General features: G+C 54.4%; 10 protein-coding genes, 1 tRNA gene and 1 pseudogene. 1 reads left to right on the forward strand and 11 read right to left on the reverse strand.

The window, feature by feature from the left end; genetic code table 11:
• Positions 1–37: 37 nt before the first annotated feature.
• The 4 genes from TX77_RS13235 to TX77_RS06285 all read right to left on the reverse strand — a co-directional run bounded on the left by TX77_RS13235 (position 38) and on the right by TX77_RS06285 (position 6,706).
• The gene (locus TX77_RS13235) at positions 38–961 is read right to left on the reverse strand and encodes a metallophosphoesterase family protein (RefSeq protein WP_044503926.1); all 924 of its coding nucleotides are present in this window, start codon (positions 959–961) and stop codon (positions 38–40) included.
• Between the two features lie 143 nt (positions 962–1,104).
• Positions 1,105–2,079 (reverse strand): Gfo/Idh/MocA family protein, encoded by a 975-nt coding sequence (locus TX77_RS06275; protein ID WP_044503927.1) that lies wholly within the window; start codon positions 2,077–2,079, stop codon positions 1,105–1,107.
• 16 nt (positions 2,080–2,095) lie between these two features.
• Entirely contained in the window at positions 2,096–4,567 is a 2,472-nt protein-coding gene (locus TX77_RS06280; RefSeq protein WP_044503928.1) for a homocysteine S-methyltransferase family protein, read from the reverse strand.
• A gap of 12 nt (positions 4,568–4,579) precedes the next feature.
• Complete coding sequence (locus TX77_RS06285; RefSeq protein ID WP_044503929.1) at positions 4,580–6,706, reverse strand: ASKHA domain-containing protein; 2,127 nt, start codon at positions 6,704–6,706, stop codon at positions 4,580–4,582.
• Positions 6,707–6,964: 258 nt separating this feature from the next.
• On the opposite strand from TX77_RS06285, the gene TX77_RS06290 reads away from it, so the two are divergent.
• Positions 6,965–7,039: transfer RNA gene (locus tag TX77_RS06290), tRNA-Ile, on the forward strand.
• A 354-nt stretch (positions 7,040–7,393) separates the two neighbouring features.
• On the opposite strand, the gene TX77_RS13605 is transcribed toward TX77_RS06290, so the two are convergent.
• The 7 genes and pseudogenes from TX77_RS13605 to dnaG all read right to left on the reverse strand — a co-directional run bounded on the left by TX77_RS13605 (position 7,394) and on the right by dnaG (position 17,058).
• Positions 7,394–7,543, reverse strand: a complete 150-nt coding sequence (locus tag TX77_RS13605) for a FeoB-associated Cys-rich membrane protein (protein ID WP_154651875.1) — start codon at positions 7,541–7,543, stop codon at positions 7,394–7,396.
• 21 nt (positions 7,544–7,564) lie between these two features.
• Positions 7,565–9,958 carry a ferrous iron transport protein B gene (gene feoB / locus TX77_RS06295; protein WP_230198075.1) on the reverse strand — a complete coding sequence of 798 codons (2,394 nt, stop codon included), beginning with the start codon at positions 9,956–9,958 and terminating at the stop codon, positions 7,565–7,567.
• A gap of 602 nt (positions 9,959–10,560) precedes the next feature.
• Positions 10,561–11,817, reverse strand: a complete 1,257-nt coding sequence (locus tag TX77_RS06300) for a hypothetical protein (RefSeq protein ID WP_044503930.1) — start codon at positions 11,815–11,817, stop codon at positions 10,561–10,563.
• A gap of 38 nt (positions 11,818–11,855) precedes the next feature.
• Positions 11,856–12,761 carry a Fic family protein gene (locus TX77_RS06305; protein WP_081651709.1) on the reverse strand — a complete coding sequence of 302 codons (906 nt, stop codon included), beginning with the start codon at positions 12,759–12,761 and terminating at the stop codon, positions 11,856–11,858.
• Between the two features lie 360 nt (positions 12,762–13,121).
• Positions 13,122–13,937, reverse strand: a complete 816-nt coding sequence (locus tag TX77_RS06310) for a dihydrofolate reductase family protein (RefSeq protein WP_044503931.1) — start codon at positions 13,935–13,937, stop codon at positions 13,122–13,124.
• A gap of 54 nt (positions 13,938–13,991) precedes the next feature.
• Positions 13,992–15,240 (reverse strand): annotated as a pseudogene (gene rpoD / locus TX77_RS06315) (RNA polymerase sigma factor RpoD).
• Positions 15,241–15,264: 24 nt separating this feature from the next.
• Positions 15,265–17,058 carry a DNA primase gene (gene dnaG, locus TX77_RS06320; protein ID WP_044503932.1) on the reverse strand — a complete coding sequence of 598 codons (1,794 nt, stop codon included), beginning with the start codon at positions 17,056–17,058 and terminating at the stop codon, positions 15,265–15,267.
• Positions 17,059–17,272 lie beyond the last annotated feature (214 nt).

Below are 17,272 nucleotides of genomic sequence, written 5' to 3' on the forward strand. Positions count from 1 at the left end.
ATGCTGAACAAGATAAGGGTTGATTCCAATATACAGACTAAGCGACGGCGCGGCACCATTCCGGCAGGGTGATGGTGCGGTCGAAGGCGGGCAGCCAAATGCCCTCGGTATGATTATAAGTCCGAATGAGGATGCGGTCGTTGTAAAGATAGATAGAGTTGGAATAGATGGTATCTTCGTCCCAGTCGCTGTTATAGACGTTGAGGACCCGACCTTCATAATAGTTCTGGTCATCCATAAAGGTCGCATCGTCCGGCATGGTATGGGTGTGTCCCGATACCCACAGGCGGACCTGGTGGTGGCGGGCCAGGATGCGGCGGATGTCGGCGGCGGGCTGGGCGGAGTTGCGCGGCGACGGCAGGCTGACGCCGTTCTTTTCGGGAACGGCTGTATTTTCTAAAGGAGCGTGACAGAAGATGATCGTCGGCATCTGACGGTGAGCGGCCAAAGTTTGGTCGAGCCAGGTCAGCTGCTGGTGAGATAATTCGACGGCAGCGCCGCCGGTAACCGTGTCCGGCGACAGGAAGACGAGGAGATAGCCCCGCTGTTCCTTGGCATAATAGAGGGGCCCGAAGGTTTTGGTATAGCGGGCAAAGTGCAGGATTCGTTCCGTACTGCTGCAGGGCCGGAGATCCTCGCCGTGGCCCGTATAGAGCAGTTCATGATTGCCGGCAATGAAGGCTTTCCGCTTTTTCAGGCCGTTGACGACGAGCCGCACCAGGCGGTATTCTTCGGCACTGCCGTTACGCTGGACCATATCGCCCGTAAAGACGGCTAAATCAAGGTCGCGCCAGTCGTTCATATCCTGCAGGGCCCCCTCTTTGGCAGCCATATAGCGCAGGCGCTCTTTCGGCGTGACCAGCTTTTTACACGGATAATGGAAATCACTAATGATGGACAGGCGCGAATAATTTTTTCTTTCCAGGTCGTCTCGATTCCTGGAAAACAGTGACGAAAACATGGCATCTCCTCCTCATCCCCAATAAAAACAGGCTCTCGCTGTACATACTAAGTATAGCGAGAGCCTGTATAACTTTTGCAAAGACTGGTGGAAATGTCTGTAAAAGGACGCGTTCTATAAGGTCCTTTCAGTCTCAATTATGCCTATTCTTCTTCCGGATAAGTCAGGCCCCACTGCTGACGGATGGCAGTCATGAGGTCCATGACGTCTTTCGTGTATTCCTGGCACATGCCCTTGCCGCCGTTAGCAACGGCCTGTTCCATGTCGAGGACTTCGTACTGCAGGGCCTTGGCCGTGCTGCCTTCCCGGATGACTTCCTTGCGGCCGTCTTCGGTGTAAGTAATAGTCGCTTCTTGAGCCCGGGGATAGTCGTAGATTTCGATATAGCCCTTATCGAAGGCGGCCATGCCTCGTTTCGGCTGCTTGGCGTGAAGGGACAGGGCTAAGGTTGCCATTTCCCCTTCTTTATTCTGAAGGAGGATGCCCGCCTGTTCATCGACGCCGGTCGGGGCCCGCAGGACCTGAGAGGCGATTTGGTCGGGCTGAGCCGTCATGAAGTAGCGCACGAAGGACAGGGCGTAGACTCCGATATCGAGGAGGGCGCCGCCGGCTAAGCTGCGGTTGAAGAAACGGTTCTTCATATCGTAGTCTTTATAGCTGCCGAAATTCATCTGGACGAAGCGCAGTTTCCCTAAAGCACCGGAATTTACGAGTTCAGAAAGTTTCTTATAAATCGGCATGTGGTACAAGGTCATGGCTTCGGCCAGGACGACGCCTTTTTCGTCGGCGACCTTACGGGCCCGGGCCAGTTCGTCACTGTTGAGGGTAATCGACTTTTCACAGAGGACGTGCTTGCCCGCTTCAAGGGCCGGAATCAGGTACTGGATATGGGTATTATGCGGCGTCGATAAGTAGACGATATCGACGTCGGGGTCGGAAAAGATGTCTTCCGGCTTGTCATAAACTTTGGAAATGCCGTATTTTTCGGCAAAGGAGACGGCTTTAGCATGGGTCCGATTGCCGACGCCATACAAGTTTCCCCCTAACTGCTGCATGGCCTGAGCCAATTCATTGCCGATAACACCGCAGCCTAAGGTTGCCCAACGATAAGATGTCATGATACAAATCCCCCTTTTACGATAACAGGCGGCTGACGAGTTTCACACAGTCTGCCGCGTCTTTAGAATAGCCGTCGGCACCGATTTCCTCAGAAAAGCTCGGCGTGACAGCAGCGCCGCCGATAATGATCTTGCCGTCATAATGCCGGTCGGCAGCTTCGGCAATGACGTCTTTCATATGCATCATGGTCGTCGTCATCAAGGCCGACAGGCCGACGACAGACGCCTTGTGGCAAAGGGCCGTTTCGATGATCTTGCCGGCCGGCACGTCTTTGCCGAGGTCGATGACCTTATAGCCGTAGTTGCGCAGCATGAGGCCGACGAGGTTCTTGCCGATGTCATGGACATCGCCTTCGACGGTGGCGATGATGATGGTCGCCATGTCGCTCTCGCCCGGTGCCTTTTGGATGAGGGGCTCAAGGTAAGCAATGGCCGTCTCCATCGTATTAGCGCTGGCAATGAGCTGGGGCAGGAAATAAATCTGCTTGTCGTATAAGTCACCGACTTTCGTAATGGCCGGAATGAGCTGTTCATCGATGACGGCCCCAGGGGTCATCCCCTTGGCCAGCTCCGCTTGAGCCAGGGCAACGATGGCCTCTTTCTCGCCGTCTAAGACGGCCTGATAGACGGGACTGACCGGCTTTTCGTCCGTGCCCTCAGACTCCCCCGAGGCCGGTCCGGACAAGGATTCACCATGACGGGCCAAGAGTTCCGCTTCCTGCTGACGTTTCGCTTCGGCTTCTTTCTTGTCGAAATACTGCATGCGGCGAATATACCCGAGGTCGCTTCCTTCGCGGTTCATGAGCATATTGGCAGCGGCTGCCGTATTCATCAAGAGGTCCTGAGACGGATTGGCAATGGCCATGGTCAGGCCGCTGGCAATAGCCATGGAAAGGAAGGCGGCATTGACGTACATCCGGTCGGGCAGGCCGAAGGAAATGTTGGACAGGCCGCAGACCGTGGCCAGGCCCAAATCTTTTTTACAGTGGGAAAAGGTCGCCATACAGTCGAGCGCTGCCGACGGCGCCGCACCGACGGTGGCCACTAAGGCGTCGACGACGATGTCTTCCGGCTTAAATCCGGCCTTATCGGCGTGATCCAAGAGCTCATCGAGGACGGCGTGTTTTTCTGCGAGCGTCTTGGGAATGCCCTCATCCGATACGGGAAGGGCAATGAACATGGCGCCGTACTTCTTGACGACGGGCAGGAGCTTTTCGTATTTTTCCGTTTCACAGGAAATGGAGTTGACCAAGGCCCGTCCGGGATAGATCCGAAGGGCCGCTTCCATGATGTCCGGCGAACTGGTGTCAATGCTCAGGGGCAGTCCCGATACACCGGTTACTTCATAGATGGCTTTGAGCATCATGTCTTTTTCGTCGATGCCGTTGGTCCCCATGTTGACGTCGAGAATGGACGCCCCGTACCGTTCCTGTTCGCGGGCCATGGAGCGGACTAAGTCGAGTTTTCCCGCTCTCAATTCAGCCTGGAGTTTTTTCTTGCCCGTCGGATTGATGCGTTCGCCAATGACTTGAAAATCGCCGTCGAGGTGAATTTCTAATACCTGCCGTTCCGAGGCCAGTACGCGGGAATGGACGGCCTGAGGAACTTTCGGCGTCAAATCTTTTACGGCGTCGGCCAAGGCCTTGATATGAGCCGGCGTCGTTCCGCAGCAGCCGCCGACGATATGGGTCCCGGCTTCGATGAGGAGGAGTCCGTCTTTGGCAAATTCTTCGGGCGTCGTCTTATAGACCGTCTTGTCACCGTCAAGTTCCGGAAGGCCCGCATTGGGCTTGGCGATGATAGGGATATTGGCGTACTCGTACATCGTTCGCACCGTATCGACCATGTCGGCCGGCCCTGTCGAGCAGTTAAGACCGACGGCGTCGACGCCTAAGTGTTCGAGGACGACGACAGCCGCTTCCGGCGGCGTACCGTATAAGGTGCGGCCGTCTTTCTCAAAGGTCAGGGTGGCCAGGATGGGCAAATCGCAGACTTCTTTGATGGCCAGGACGCAGGCCCGCGTTTCTTGAAGGCTCATCATCGTTTCGACGACAAAGAGGTCGACGCCGGCTTCATAAAGGACCTTCGCCTGTTCCTTATAGACCGTCACCAATTCTTCAAAGGTCAAATCCCCCATGGGATAGAGCTGGCGGCCGGTCATGGTCATGTCGCCGGCGACCAGGGCCTTGTCTCCAGCCGCTTCTTTCGAAATGGCCACCAACCCCTCATTGATGGCTTTTAAATCATCGTCTAATCCGTATTCCGCCAGTTTCAGGCGGTTTCCCGTAAAGGTCGGCGCATAGACGATCTGCGTGCCGGCATCGATGAATTTCCGCTGCAAGTCGATCATGACTTGACGATTTTCCAAAATCCATTGTTCCGGGCAGACGCCGATAGGCATGCCGGCCTGCTGTAAATTGGTTCCCGTGGCGCCGTCGAGGAGGACGACGCCGCTGTCTAAGAGCCGCTGAAATGCTTCGTTGGTCAATCTACCTTCCCCCTAAAAATTCATATATGAAATGTACAAGCGTTGAAAAGCTTCTTCGTTGCCAAGGACAATTTCTTCAGCCCCGGCGGCAGCCGTCCGCAGGTTCTCCTCCGAAAGGGATCCTGACAGGAAGGCCGCTGCCCCTTGGAGGGCCGTATTGCCGACAGCTGTCGCCTTAGCCGCTAAATCAGGCGGCAAGAGGCCGATGACGGCGGCTTTCTCCGGGTCGAGGCGATAACCGAACCCCCCGGCCAGGCAAACCCGATCGATGCGTCGGCGATCGATGCCGCTCCGTTCGATGAGGGTTTCAATACCGGCCCGAATGGCACTCTTAGCCATTTGGATTTCCCGAATATCCTTCTGGCTGAGGACGATGCGTTCATAATCGAGGGTCGACCCCAGGGTAAAGCCCATGGTGAAATAAGGTTCCTCTAATTTTCCCGTCTCATCGACGAGTCCTTCTGAAACGAGGCCGGCCATGGCTTCGATGATGCCGGTCCCGCAGATACCGACGGGAACGGCGCCGTCAATGGTGCGGACAACGGCTTTACCGCCTTCGATGCGGACGCCGCAGATGGCGCCGGAGACGCTGGCCGTCCCCCACTTTAGTTTGCCCCCTTCGAGGGCCGGGCCTGCCGGCGCCGAGGCGATGAAGCGCTGATTCCGATTGCCCAGGACCAATTCCCCATTGGTACCTAAATCGATGAATAAGGTAACTTCGTCGGAATCCATGAGGCCGCAGGCGGCAATGCCGGCCGTAATGTCGCCGCCGACGTAGGTACTCATACCGGGAATCAAGGTAACCTGACAGTCCGTCAGGAAGCCGCCCTTTCCAAAGACCTCGCTGAACGAATAGGTCTCGCCGCCTAAGGAGACCGGCGTAAAAGGCCAATTTCCAAGGCCTTCACAGGACCAGCCCATGAGCAGGTGAATCATGGTCGTATTGGCCGCGATGGCAACCTTATGGCACGAGGCCTTGGCTTCGGGATGATCGTCAAAGAGTTTTTCCATCAGTCCCAGAATATCCCGGCGAACGGCTTTCTGCAAGGCCTTGCCCTTGCCCTTATTGGCCGCATCGATACGGCTGATGACGTCGGCCCCAAAGGAGCGCTGATGGCTTCCGGTCGTCGCCGCAGCCACGATGCGGCCGTCCCTTTGATCGACGAGGGCCGCAGCAATGGTCGTCGTCCCGATATCGACGGCAATGCCGCAGCCATGGTTCGCCAAAAGGTCATCGCCGGAGGTCTCATCTTCATGAAGGGCCAGTGCCGAAAATCCCTGCTGTTCGCGAAGAGGTACGGCGATCTCCGTGTCTTCCGTCGTTTCGGCCTGACAGGCCAGCCGCCAACCTTCACGCAATTGGCTGTCGGAGAAGACGTTGCGGTCGGCCGGCGTCACGGCAAGCGTTCCCGACACGACGCGGACGCGGCACTTTCCGCAGCGGCCCTTGCCGCCGCAGGGCATGGGAAGGCTCGTTCCCTGTCCTTGGATGGCCTCATCGACCTTAACCCCGGCCGGAACGGTCACGACGGCTTCGCCGCTCTTCTCCTGCCGGCGGTCACAGTCGGTCTTAGGGCAGGCCGCACAGTCATGGGCAGCGCGAAATACGTTGGCATCGGGCCCGACGTCAAAGACCAGGCTCATCGATTTGGCCGGCGACAGGACGGAGTCTCGATTCACGGTGACGCCGACGGACTGACGGGCCTTCGTTTCTCGCACAGCGTCGGCCTGGGCCGTTATGGGAATGTCACTGCCCGGTTCGTGACGGCCCGTAATGCCGCACCCCTTTTGCCGGCAGATGAGTTGAAGCTTCTGAAGGACGTCTGCTTCAAGGGCCATGAGGCAAGTATCGGCCAAGGCATTGAACAAGAGAGAATCCATGACGTCGCCGTCTTTTTCATATCGATCAAGCTGGCGGCTGACGGCCTCGCCTAACGTCAGGATCGCATAGACCTTGTCGTCGGTAAACGCCAAAACGGCCTTAGCCTGCATCAACGGGCGCAGGACCGGTACCAATTCCTGACAGCGAGCAAGGCTCTTGTCCCGGCCGAGACCGGCCTTCTGATAGCCGGCAAAGTGCAGCGCCTGATCGACGTCGGGAACAATCCGTTGTCCCCTTAAAATACGAATATCAGCCATGACCTTTTCCCCCTTACATAATTATTTAAGCTATATTATAACGAAAATCGAAGGAGACTGCCACCGATAATTGCAAATTTATGGGATTTTGCCGCTGACAGGCTAAAAATCGTCCCACTTCCACGAGTTTAGGCACGGCTTCCTCGTCAGTTCCCCTCATAGACCGGCGTACCGTCGGCGACCATGCCATCTCCCTTCTTGACGGCCCTTTCCGATTGGCGTATAATAACTTGGTAAGACTTTACGCGCTGATTACATGGGCCTATAGCTCAGCGGTAGAGCCACCGGCTCATAACCGGTTGGTCCTTGGTTCGATCCCAAGTGGGCCCACCAATTACAACGCTTTCTTCAGCGAAGGAGAACCCGTTACAGCACGACACAAAAATACGACGACCTTATCCCGGAGATAACAGGTCGTCGTATTTTTTTGCTTTTTATGCCGTTAAAAAGGGCCTGGCCGCGGCACCTGAGGCGGGATTCCAAGAGGCTGCCGTCAGGTATCCTTGAGACTTCCCGCTTCTTATAAATCAATAAATATGTGTAGTTCCTGTTGTCCGACGACGCGGTCCATAACCGATTCTGACGCATCCCTATGCCGCAGGCGTCCATAATTTCAAAGATGCCTTAAAGGACGCGCGGAAACGACTTTACCGGGTGACTGTCACCGCCAGGTTTTAGCAGCATCCCTCACCCTTTTCGTCTCCCTTCCTTGCAGCGCATCGAGCATCCGGAACAGTTGCCGCCGCATGAATTTCCGCCGCCTTTTAGAACGCTGCGGACGGCAAGGACGAATAACACGCCGATGACGGCCAATAACAGAAAACTCGCCGCATTCATGCGTATCTCACCTCACTTTCGCTAGACGAACCCCATGAGGAGTCCGATTTCACGGACAATAAAAGCGACAACCCAGGCAATGGCACACTGTACTACGACGGTAACGGCGGCTGCCCGGGCCGACCCCATCTCCCGACGCACCGTTGCCACGGCTGCCACGCAGGGCGTATAAAGCAGGGTAAACACCAGGAATATAAGGGCCGTAAAGGGCGTAAACAACGTCGACAGGGCCGACACATCATCACCTAATAGTACGGACAGCGTCGAAACGACACTCTCCTTGGCCGTAAACCCGGTAATCAGGGCCGTCGCCACCCGCCAATCGTCAAAGCCCAGGGGCTTGAAAATCGGTGCCGTCAGGCTGCCGATCATGGCCAGCAGACTCGTATCCGGCGAGGCCGCCACGTTGAGCTGCGTATCGAAGGTCTGCAGGGCCCAGATGATGATCGTCGCCGCAAAAATAATGGTAAAGGCCTTCTGAATGAAGCCCTTGGCTTTCTCCCAAATGAGGCGGACGACACTCTTGGCCGACGGCAGCCGATAGTTCGGCAGTTCCATGACGAAGGGCACCGGCTCGCCTCTATACACCCGCCCTTTCAGCAGCAGCGCATAGAGGATGCCGCAGAAAATTCCGAAGAAATATAAGCCGATCATGACCACAGCCTGCCACTGTTTCGGGAAAAAGGCACTGACCATGAGCCCGTAAATCGGCAGTTTGGCACTGCAGCTCATAAAGGGCGTGAGGAGGATGGTCATTTTTCGATCCCGTTCACTGGACAGGGTCCTCGTGGCCATAATGGCCGGGACGGAACAGCCAAAGCCGATCAGCATGGGCACAAAACTCCGACCGGACAAGCCGACGCGCCGCAGCAGTCTATCCATGACAAAGGCCACTCGGGCCATATAGCCGCTGTCCTCGAGGATAGAGAGGAAGAAAAACAAGGTGACGATGGTGGGAAGAAAACTCAAGACGCTGCCGACGCCATTACAGATCCCATCGATGACCAGGGCATGGACCAGGGGATTGATGGCGGCGGCCGTCAGTCCCGCGTCGATCAAGCCCGTCACGGCATCTACGCCCATGGCCATGAGCTCCGACAGGCCGGCTCCGATAAAGTTGAAAGTCATGACAAAAATGAAGGCCATAATTCCCAGAAAAGCCGGAATGGCCGTATATTTGCCGGTCAATATCCGATCCAGGGCGACGCTGCGTCGGTGCTCCCGGCTTTCACGAGGCTTTACGACGGTCTTCGCGCAGACATTTTCAATGAAAGTAAAGCGCATGTTGGCAAGGGCCGCTTCCCGATCAAGGGCGCTGTCCTTTTCCATGACCCGTACGATTTGTTCCAACGCCGTTTGGGCTTCCGGCGGCAAGGCCAGCGCTTTCCCGATCAAAGGGTCATTCTCAATCACCTTGGTCGCCGAAAAACGGACCGGAAGATCGGCTGCTTTCGCATAGGGCTCGATGAGATGAACCGTGCTGTGAATGGCTCGATGCACGGCGCCGACCTGATCTCCCGGCATGTCGCTTTCGGCACAGAAATCAATCCGGGCCGGGATTTCCCGATGCCTTGCCACATGAATGGCATGGTCAACGAGCTCGTCAATCCCTTCATTTTTTACAGCCGAAATAGGCACTACCGGAATGCCCAGGGTTTGCTCTAATTCGTTGATGCGGACAGAACCGCCATTGGCCCGTACCTCATCCATCATATTCAGCGCCAGGACCATGGGGATTCCCAACTCCATGAGCTGCATGGTCAGGTACAAATTGCGCTCAATATTGGAGGCGTCGACAATATTGATGATCCCCGACGGCCTGGTTTTCATCAGGAAATCCCGGGTTACAATTTCTTCACTGGAATAGGGCGACAGGGAATAAATCCCCGGCAAATCGGTAACCGTAGCTTCCGGATAATGGCGAATGGTCCCGTCTTTTCGATCGACGGTGACACCGGGAAAATTCCCGACATGCTGCTTGGCTCCGGTCAGTTGATTAAACAAGGTCGTCTTGCCGCAATTCTGGTTCCCGGCTAAGGCAAAGGTCAAGGGCTGCCCTTTGGCAATGGCGTCCGCCTTGTCATGGACATGGTAGTCCCCGTCCGTTCCCAATTCCCCCACGCCGGGATGGGCAATGGGTCGGTAGGATTCCGATTGGCTCTTGGGCTGCGCCTTTTGATGAATATCCTCTACCTCTATCTTTTTCGCTTCATCGAGGCGCAGGGTCAATTCATAGCCGCGCAGTTCAATTTGGATCGGATCTCCCAGGGGCGCGATTTTACGGAGCGTAACCTCGGTCTTCGGCGTCAGCCCCATATCCAATAAATGATGCCGAAGGGCACCGCTGCCGCCAATGGCACGGATATAGGCACTCTGTTTCGGCCTTAATTGATCCATGGTTATCATGTCGTTCATCGTATGTCTACTCTTTTGCAATGTGTTCCCGGCCTTTCTCAATCACAGGGCATATCTGCCTGTCAGCCAACGGATTGCAGATTTGTCGGCCGACACTGTGTGTTTTATCAAAGGGCTTGCTTTCCGTATGGTTACGGCAACCCCCTTTCTTTCAAGGATTGCAGGCAAGATACCTGCCTCCTATATGGATAGGATTCAATGGCTTTATACATCTTATTCAGGCAGCCATCAAATAATCGTTTAATCGTTATATCTGTAGTATGATGCTATATGAGAATAAAGTCAATCCATTCCCTTACAGTCTGCCAAAAGGGCGGAAACCATGTCCAAACGAGCAGCAGAGGGCACCTTGAGAGATTCCGCATGACACCATCACCGAAAAACAGCCAGCCGCATCGGGGCGGCACCTGCGTTTGATATGAGGAAAACCATGAACCCCCTGACAAGAAAAGCAGTCCCGAACAAGGGGGACTGCTTTTCTGCTATCGCCTGATCAACATCCTATAATGTACACTCAGACTGCTTCGCCAAGGCGTCGGCGCATATTTTTTTACTTTGCAGCCGTTATCACAAGGCCAAGACATTTTTTCTCAACGAGGCTCTTAATCGGTAGCCGTCAGGCGATGGTGCTTCTCCCTGGCTTCGTATAAATCAATAATACGCTGAGCCCGCAGGCGGACGAAGTTCGTCAGCCGTGCCAAGGTCTTTTCCGGCAAGGGACAGGTCGGATGATTTTCAAAGGAAAAGACCGTCAGCCTCTTAAGAGCCTCTATATGGCGGGGCTCCACAAAGAATTGGGCCAGGATATCGAAGGGCATCGACGCCCCTTGCCTGCCGGACGTCCGCAGGTATTCATCGATATGTTCCAATTCATAGGAATTGGCATCATAGAGCAAAGAACAACCATTATCAAACAACGGTGCCGGCTGTAATAATCGGCCCGTCCGGGTATCGTAAAGATAGCCGAAATTTCCATAGTGGCGGTCCTTATTGCAGATTAGGCTGTCAAATATCATCATATCAGCATATTCGCACCGTCCGTAGAGCTCAGCCATGACGTGCTGCATCTCTAAACTATAGGTCTGAAAAGCATTCCTATCAAGACCTTTATAGGAAAAATACGTATAGGCATCGACATAGCCCACATCGGTACTGGTAAACAGTTTTCCCAGGCATACCGTTTCCCTCGTCCCGTCGGAATGAGTATAGGTTTCCAGCTCATAAAGAGCGTGAGAAAATGCCATGACGGCAGCGACTTGTGCAGCGTACCATTCCAGCACGGCCTGATTCAAGCCTTCAGGAGACGGCATAAAATCGACTCCCTTTCTTAAATAGATATCGCCGCCTTTTCGAATCCAGCATTTTCTCAGCATCCCGCAAGTCGTGATTTCCGGCGTCGCAATCATGCCGGACACAGAGCCTCCCGCCCCGGTAAAAGCAATCTGTGTCAGCCTGTCATCGAAGGGATTATCGTATAAATTACAGTCCGCCCAGGAAGTCGAATCATCCGCAGCGGTAATCCAATAGACATCATTGAGGGACAAGGCTCGCGTCACATCAACATAACCGAGGAACCGGCCGCCGTCAAGGGAAGCGCGGATAGACTCGGAAAAACGACGATTCCGGGGAACTTTACGGCACTGTATCCAGTGGAAAAGCCTTTCTCCCGTAAGAGGGCCGCCTATTTTAAGAGCCATGGGCAAGAGGGCCTCCTGTTCTGAATAGAACTTATTGATTTCAATCCGATACTTTGTATACGAGGCGTGAGCGATCATGGCTTTCTCTAGATACAGGGAAAAATCAAGCAATGCCGTATCGTGAGATCGCAGGGTATAGCTCTTACTTCTCTCTTCTTTCATCACACTCCCCTCCTTAAGTGCTCATCGACAGCCGTTGACTAGTAAGAGCGGCCGTACATCGAAAAAAATTCAGCCAAGCGTTCTTCCAAGCACTCCGTTAAAAGCTCCCGCAAGGGCTGGATCTCGTCGTCCAGCTCATAGGCTTCGAGGGCCTGAAAATACTCCGTCTGCTGTGCTTTTTGTATCGAAAGAGGCGGATAGCCGGCCCCTACTAAGGGGTAATTCATCATCAGGCGGGCCGTCGGTCCGTTTCCCGACAAAAAAGGTTGGATCTTACTGAATTCACCGTGGATCCGGGCGGCTTTTTCAAGGGGATTTAAAACGGCGTCATCGCCTATCCGAGAAAGCCACCATTTCATCGCCTCAGAGATCGTTTCTGCTGCCGGCGGGACATACTGCGAGCCGCGGATAGAAACGGATCGGTCCCGATAGGAGCCGCCCCTCGTATCTAAGGGCGCTGCCAATCTATGGATGTCTCCTATCAGCGCTTCTGTCAAGGGAAGGCCCGCCGCTGCCGCCTCTCTCAGCGCTGTCCAAGCCCGGTCGTGACCGCGTACGGCCTCGTAGTCAGCGACTTTGGTCCCGGCCGGAATGATGCCGTCGAAGAGGATCATCTTGACGTCGAGGACGGTCAGAAGGCTCCCTTCGATTCCCGTCGAATCATGGGTAAAGCGAAGGCGAAATTCTTCCTGCCAGTCCCATTTTTCAAAATCACTGAGGCTCCTTAAGCGACGCCGAAAACGCTCTATCTTGTCTTGCAATCGATCCATGGCTGACCTCCCATAAAGCTCCGCAATTCGACCGCCTGCCGAAACGATGCTTATCGCCTTCCAATTCGGCTGTACCGGCCCCGGACCGTCGGCAAAGGCCATCACAACCGTCCGCGGACAGACGCCAAAGGCGTCTCCCGTCCCTATGCCGGATTGGGCAGTGTCTCTCTCCAAAGGGCCTTACTCCTTTTGCGTCCTCATAATATATATACCATTATATCATAAAAAGAACGGCCCTTCCCCATGAAGGCCAAAGGCAAAAAAAACTCCTCCGACAGGCCGCACGACGGCGACACTTGTCAGAGGAGTTCGTTTTTTTGTTAAATCGTCTGTTTGCACGTTTCCGATGTAAAGACCAGACGCGGTTGGTAAAGGCGCATTTGTCCTTCATGGCGTCAAAGAGGTCGCCTTCTTTAAAGAATTCAGCCTTGCCGGTCAAAAGGCATCCCATGCCCATCTTGCCCTGCACTTCGTGGCTCCCGAGGGAGACTTCGATGTACGGATTGTCATGGACGTTCTTTTGGGAATCCTCCTTTACGGATTACCGACCTTGGCCAGCATATCCTGAACGGCCTGATATTCACTGTCAGCGGCAAAATCGTGTTGACTCTTCCCCTTTACGTCATAGCGCAGCCAAACCTTGCCGTCGGCCATGACCTTACAGTCTTTCACGGAAAAGACGACGGGCTGGTCGTCAGAAAAACCGGGACGGGCCATGAACAAGGTCTGCGTGTCGGCACTGCCGTCGGCTGCCGGGGCGATGACGACGCTCACTTCGTCGCATAAGCCCTGTTGGAGGAAGCTCCAGTTGATGGCTCCGCCTCCGCCGAGCATGACCGAATCGAGGTGAAGGACGTCTTTCAATTTGCGGCAGGTCAGCTCCAGGTCGATGCTGTCTTTCCCGCAGATCAAATAGCTGACGCCCTTGTCGCGCAGGTAGGCTTTATAGGCATTCGTCGCCTGTTCCGACAGGACTTCGACGACCTGGGCTTTTTCATGGCCGTAGAAATCGGTGAGCTGTCCCTCTTCCCAGGCCACGCGGCCCTTGGAGTCGGTGACGATGAGGTAGAAGCCCGTCTTGCCGTCGTCGGCTAAAAAGTCTCCGTCGGGAACGAGAGCGGCGCTCTCATCGACGTCAGGTGTCTTATAAAAGGTGAAATTGTCTTCCACCGTCGTCCGGCCGTTTAAGAGTGCCTGGGGCTTAAAGTACGCCTTGGGGCCGGAAAACAAGGTGTAAAACGAATCTTCTTCAGCGTTTGTTTCTTCGATCCAAAGGTACTTCCCCATGATCTTGCCGTCAAGAGACGTCTCCATATGGCAGAAGATGTGGGGGCGATTGGCTTTATCCATGAAACTGCCTCCTTCGAAAGAAACGAGATCCTATATAATAGAAATATAAATGGCTTAGAGGAAATCCTTGATTTTTTCCCGCTTGCCCCAGTTGCGGAGCTTGCTCAACGCCTTGCCTTCAATCTGGCGGATACGTTCACGGGTGACGTTAAAGTGCTGCCCTACTTCTTCTAGGGTCCGCGGCCGGCCGTCTTTGAGGCCAAAGCGAAGGTAGAGGACCTTTCGTTCGCGGTCCGTGAGACACGAGAAGACGTCTTCGATCTGTTCTTTCAAGAGGATGAAGGACGCGGCGTCATCGGGCGCTACGGCTTCCGAGTCTTCGATGAAGTCGCCTAAGTGGGAGTCTTCTTCTTCGCCGATCGGCGTTTCCAGGGATACCGGTTCCTGGGCGATCTTCATGATTCCGAACGCGTTCGACGGGGATATCCATCTTTTCGGCGATTTCTTCCGGAAGAGGTTCGCGGCCCTTGTCCTGGAGGAGCTGACGGGAAATGCGGATCAGTTTATTGATCGTTTCGACCATGTGGACCGGGATTCGAATGGTCCGGGCCTGGTCGGCAATGGCGCGGGTAATGGCCTGGCGGATCCACCAAGTAGCATAGGTACTGAATTTATAGCCCTTGCTGTAGTCGAATTTGTCGACGGCTTTCAAGAGGCCCAGATTGCCTTCCTGAATGAGGTCGAGGAACAGCATGCCTCGGCCGACGTAGCGCTTGGCAATGCTGACGACGAGACGCAGGTTGGCGTCGGTCAGTTTTTTCTTGGCAATGGTGCCGGCTTTGATATCTTCTTCCGTCGCATCGGGAGCGTTCCCTTGCTCAATGGCCTTGGCCAGGGTGATTTCTTCCGTTGCCGACAAGAGGGGCACGCGGCCGATTTCTTTTAAATACATGCGGACCGGGTCGTCGATGTTGATGCCTTCGGGCACGCTGAGGTCGACGGTGTGCATATCCGGTACTTTTTCCGTATCTTCATCATCTATGTCATCACGATCGCGCATGGAGTCATCTTCTCCGATGATGTCGATGCCCTTATCGGCAAAGAGTTCATACATCTTGTCGATTTGGTCCGGCGTCAAGTCGTCTTCTTCCATGAGGTTCATGATTTCCGTATAGGTCAGGCTGCCCTTCTTCTGCCCCGTTTGCAGGAGTTGCTGTATGTGCTGCAGGGCCAATTCCCGACGTTCTTTTTCCGTCAGGGCCGGTTTCGCCGACGCGTCTTTCTTCTTCGTCGTCTTGCGGCGTACGGTCTTCTTTGTCGTTTTATTCGTTTCGTTCATATCGTCTGTCTTTTTATTCACCATGGTGTACAGGCTCCTTTCTGCTCCTTAAGACCATTGCTTCATTTCATCGTTAATTTGTTTGCAGATGGCAAGCTCAGCTGCCAATCTTGCATCGCCCGTGCGGCTGTAGCCGGCAGCCAGGCGGCTGTGTTCAAGGTACTGTTTTTGCAGGTCCGCCAGGCGAAACCGTTTGACATAATCCATCAACACGTTTTCGTCCAACGGGACATCTTGCAGAACCATAATTCTTGCAACTTCTTCGGCCTCCTCAGGAGTTAATTTTTGCTGGATGTCATGTAGTGTGTACATCCCTTGGTGTGCATATGTATCTAATATAATTTGATAAATACGGCGGCGCCGTTCATCGGCAAAGAACACCGGGTCTACTTTCGCGCGGATGCGCTCACAAGCCGCCGGCTTTTCCAAGAGAAAGCGCAGGATGTTTTCTTCGGCGACTGCCATGGTTCCCGTGCCGCGGGCGGCAGCATTGTGCTGCGATACAGACGGCGAGATGACGACCTGCTGTTGTCCGGCCTCCGGATGGGCTGCGACGTATTTATTAAATTCACTGCGAACGGCGTCTTCGCCGATTTGCAGCTGACCGGCCATTTTTTTCAAAAAAGCCTCTAAGAGGACCCGATTGTCGACGGCGGCCACGACGGGGAGGACCATGGCCGTAATGGCCGACTTTCCTTCCAAGGTCGCCGCATCGTAAAGGGTCAGGGCCCGTCTCAGCATGTAGTCGAGAACGTTGGGCGCATCGCCTACGGCTTCCCGGAATTTATCCGGCCCGGCAGCATTGATGTATTCATCAGGGTCCTTCCCTTGAGGCAGGGACAGGATGCGAATGTGCATGCCGAGGCCTCTGACGATGGTCATGGCCCGCTGGGTGGCCTGGCGGCCGGCGCCGTCCATATCGTAGGCCAGGACGAGTTCTTTAGCCTGACGCTGGAGGAGCCGCGCCTGTTCATCTGTAAAGGACGTCCCCAAGGACGCTACGACGTTGTGAATGCCTCGGTTATGGGCCGAGATGACATCCATATAGCCTTCTACCAAAATGGCCCGCCCTTCTTCGAAAATCGCCTTATGGGCCATATCCATGGCAAACAAGAGGCGCCGTTTATTGAAGATCGGCGTTTCCGGGGAATTGAGGTATTTCGGCTTGCTGTCGTCGAGGACTCGCCCGCCGAAACCGACGATGCGGCTGCGGCCGTCGCGGATGGGAAACATGACCCGGCCGCGAAAAGCGTCGTAAAAGTGGCCGTTTTTTTCTTTTGCCAGACCCAGTGCAACCAGTTCTTTGCCGGTGACGCCCTTTTTCATAAAGGCGCCGGTCAGCTTATCCCAGCTGTCCGGTGCAAAGCCCAGCTTAAAGGCGTCAATCGTATCGCCCGATACGTGACGCTTGTGAAAATAGGCCAGCCCCGGTTCCCCGTAATGGGTCTTTACCAGGCAGTTATGGAAGAAATTCCCTGCCATTTCATTGATTTCATAGAGTCGGTCCCGCAGTTTATCGCGGGCTACTTCTTCAGCCGACCGTTCGATGACGGGCAGGGCAATATGGGCCCGTTCGGCCAATCGCTCGACGGCGTCTGCAAAGGAAAGGTTTTCTTTTTTCATAATGAACTGAAAAACGTCGCCATGGGCATGGCAGCCGAAGCAGTAGAAAAATCCCTTATCGGCCGTGACGCTGAAGGACGCCGTCTTTTCATTATGGAAAGGACAGCAGGCCCAAAAATTGCGGCCCCGTCTGTTCAGCGAGACGTAATCCGAGATGACGCTGACGATGTCATTGGCCTGGCGAACCTGTTCAATAAATTCGCTGGAAAACCGTTTCACTCCTTATCACCTGCTTTGTTTCAATTAAGCTGATGTATTTATATATTCTCTGTCGACCTGTCCAATTCCTTCTTTTTGAAAGGCCCTTTTCGCAGAAATGCCGAAAACGGATACATAGCCTTTCTATGTTATACTATTTCGACGCATAGCGTCAAGTTTCCTGTTTATGAAGATGAAATTTTCTCCATTTTCTCAAAATCAGCGTATTTCCTTG

Source organism: Megasphaera massiliensis, from assembly GCF_000455225.1.
Lineage (GTDB): Bacteria > Bacillota > Negativicutes > Veillonellales > Megasphaeraceae > Megasphaera > Megasphaera massiliensis.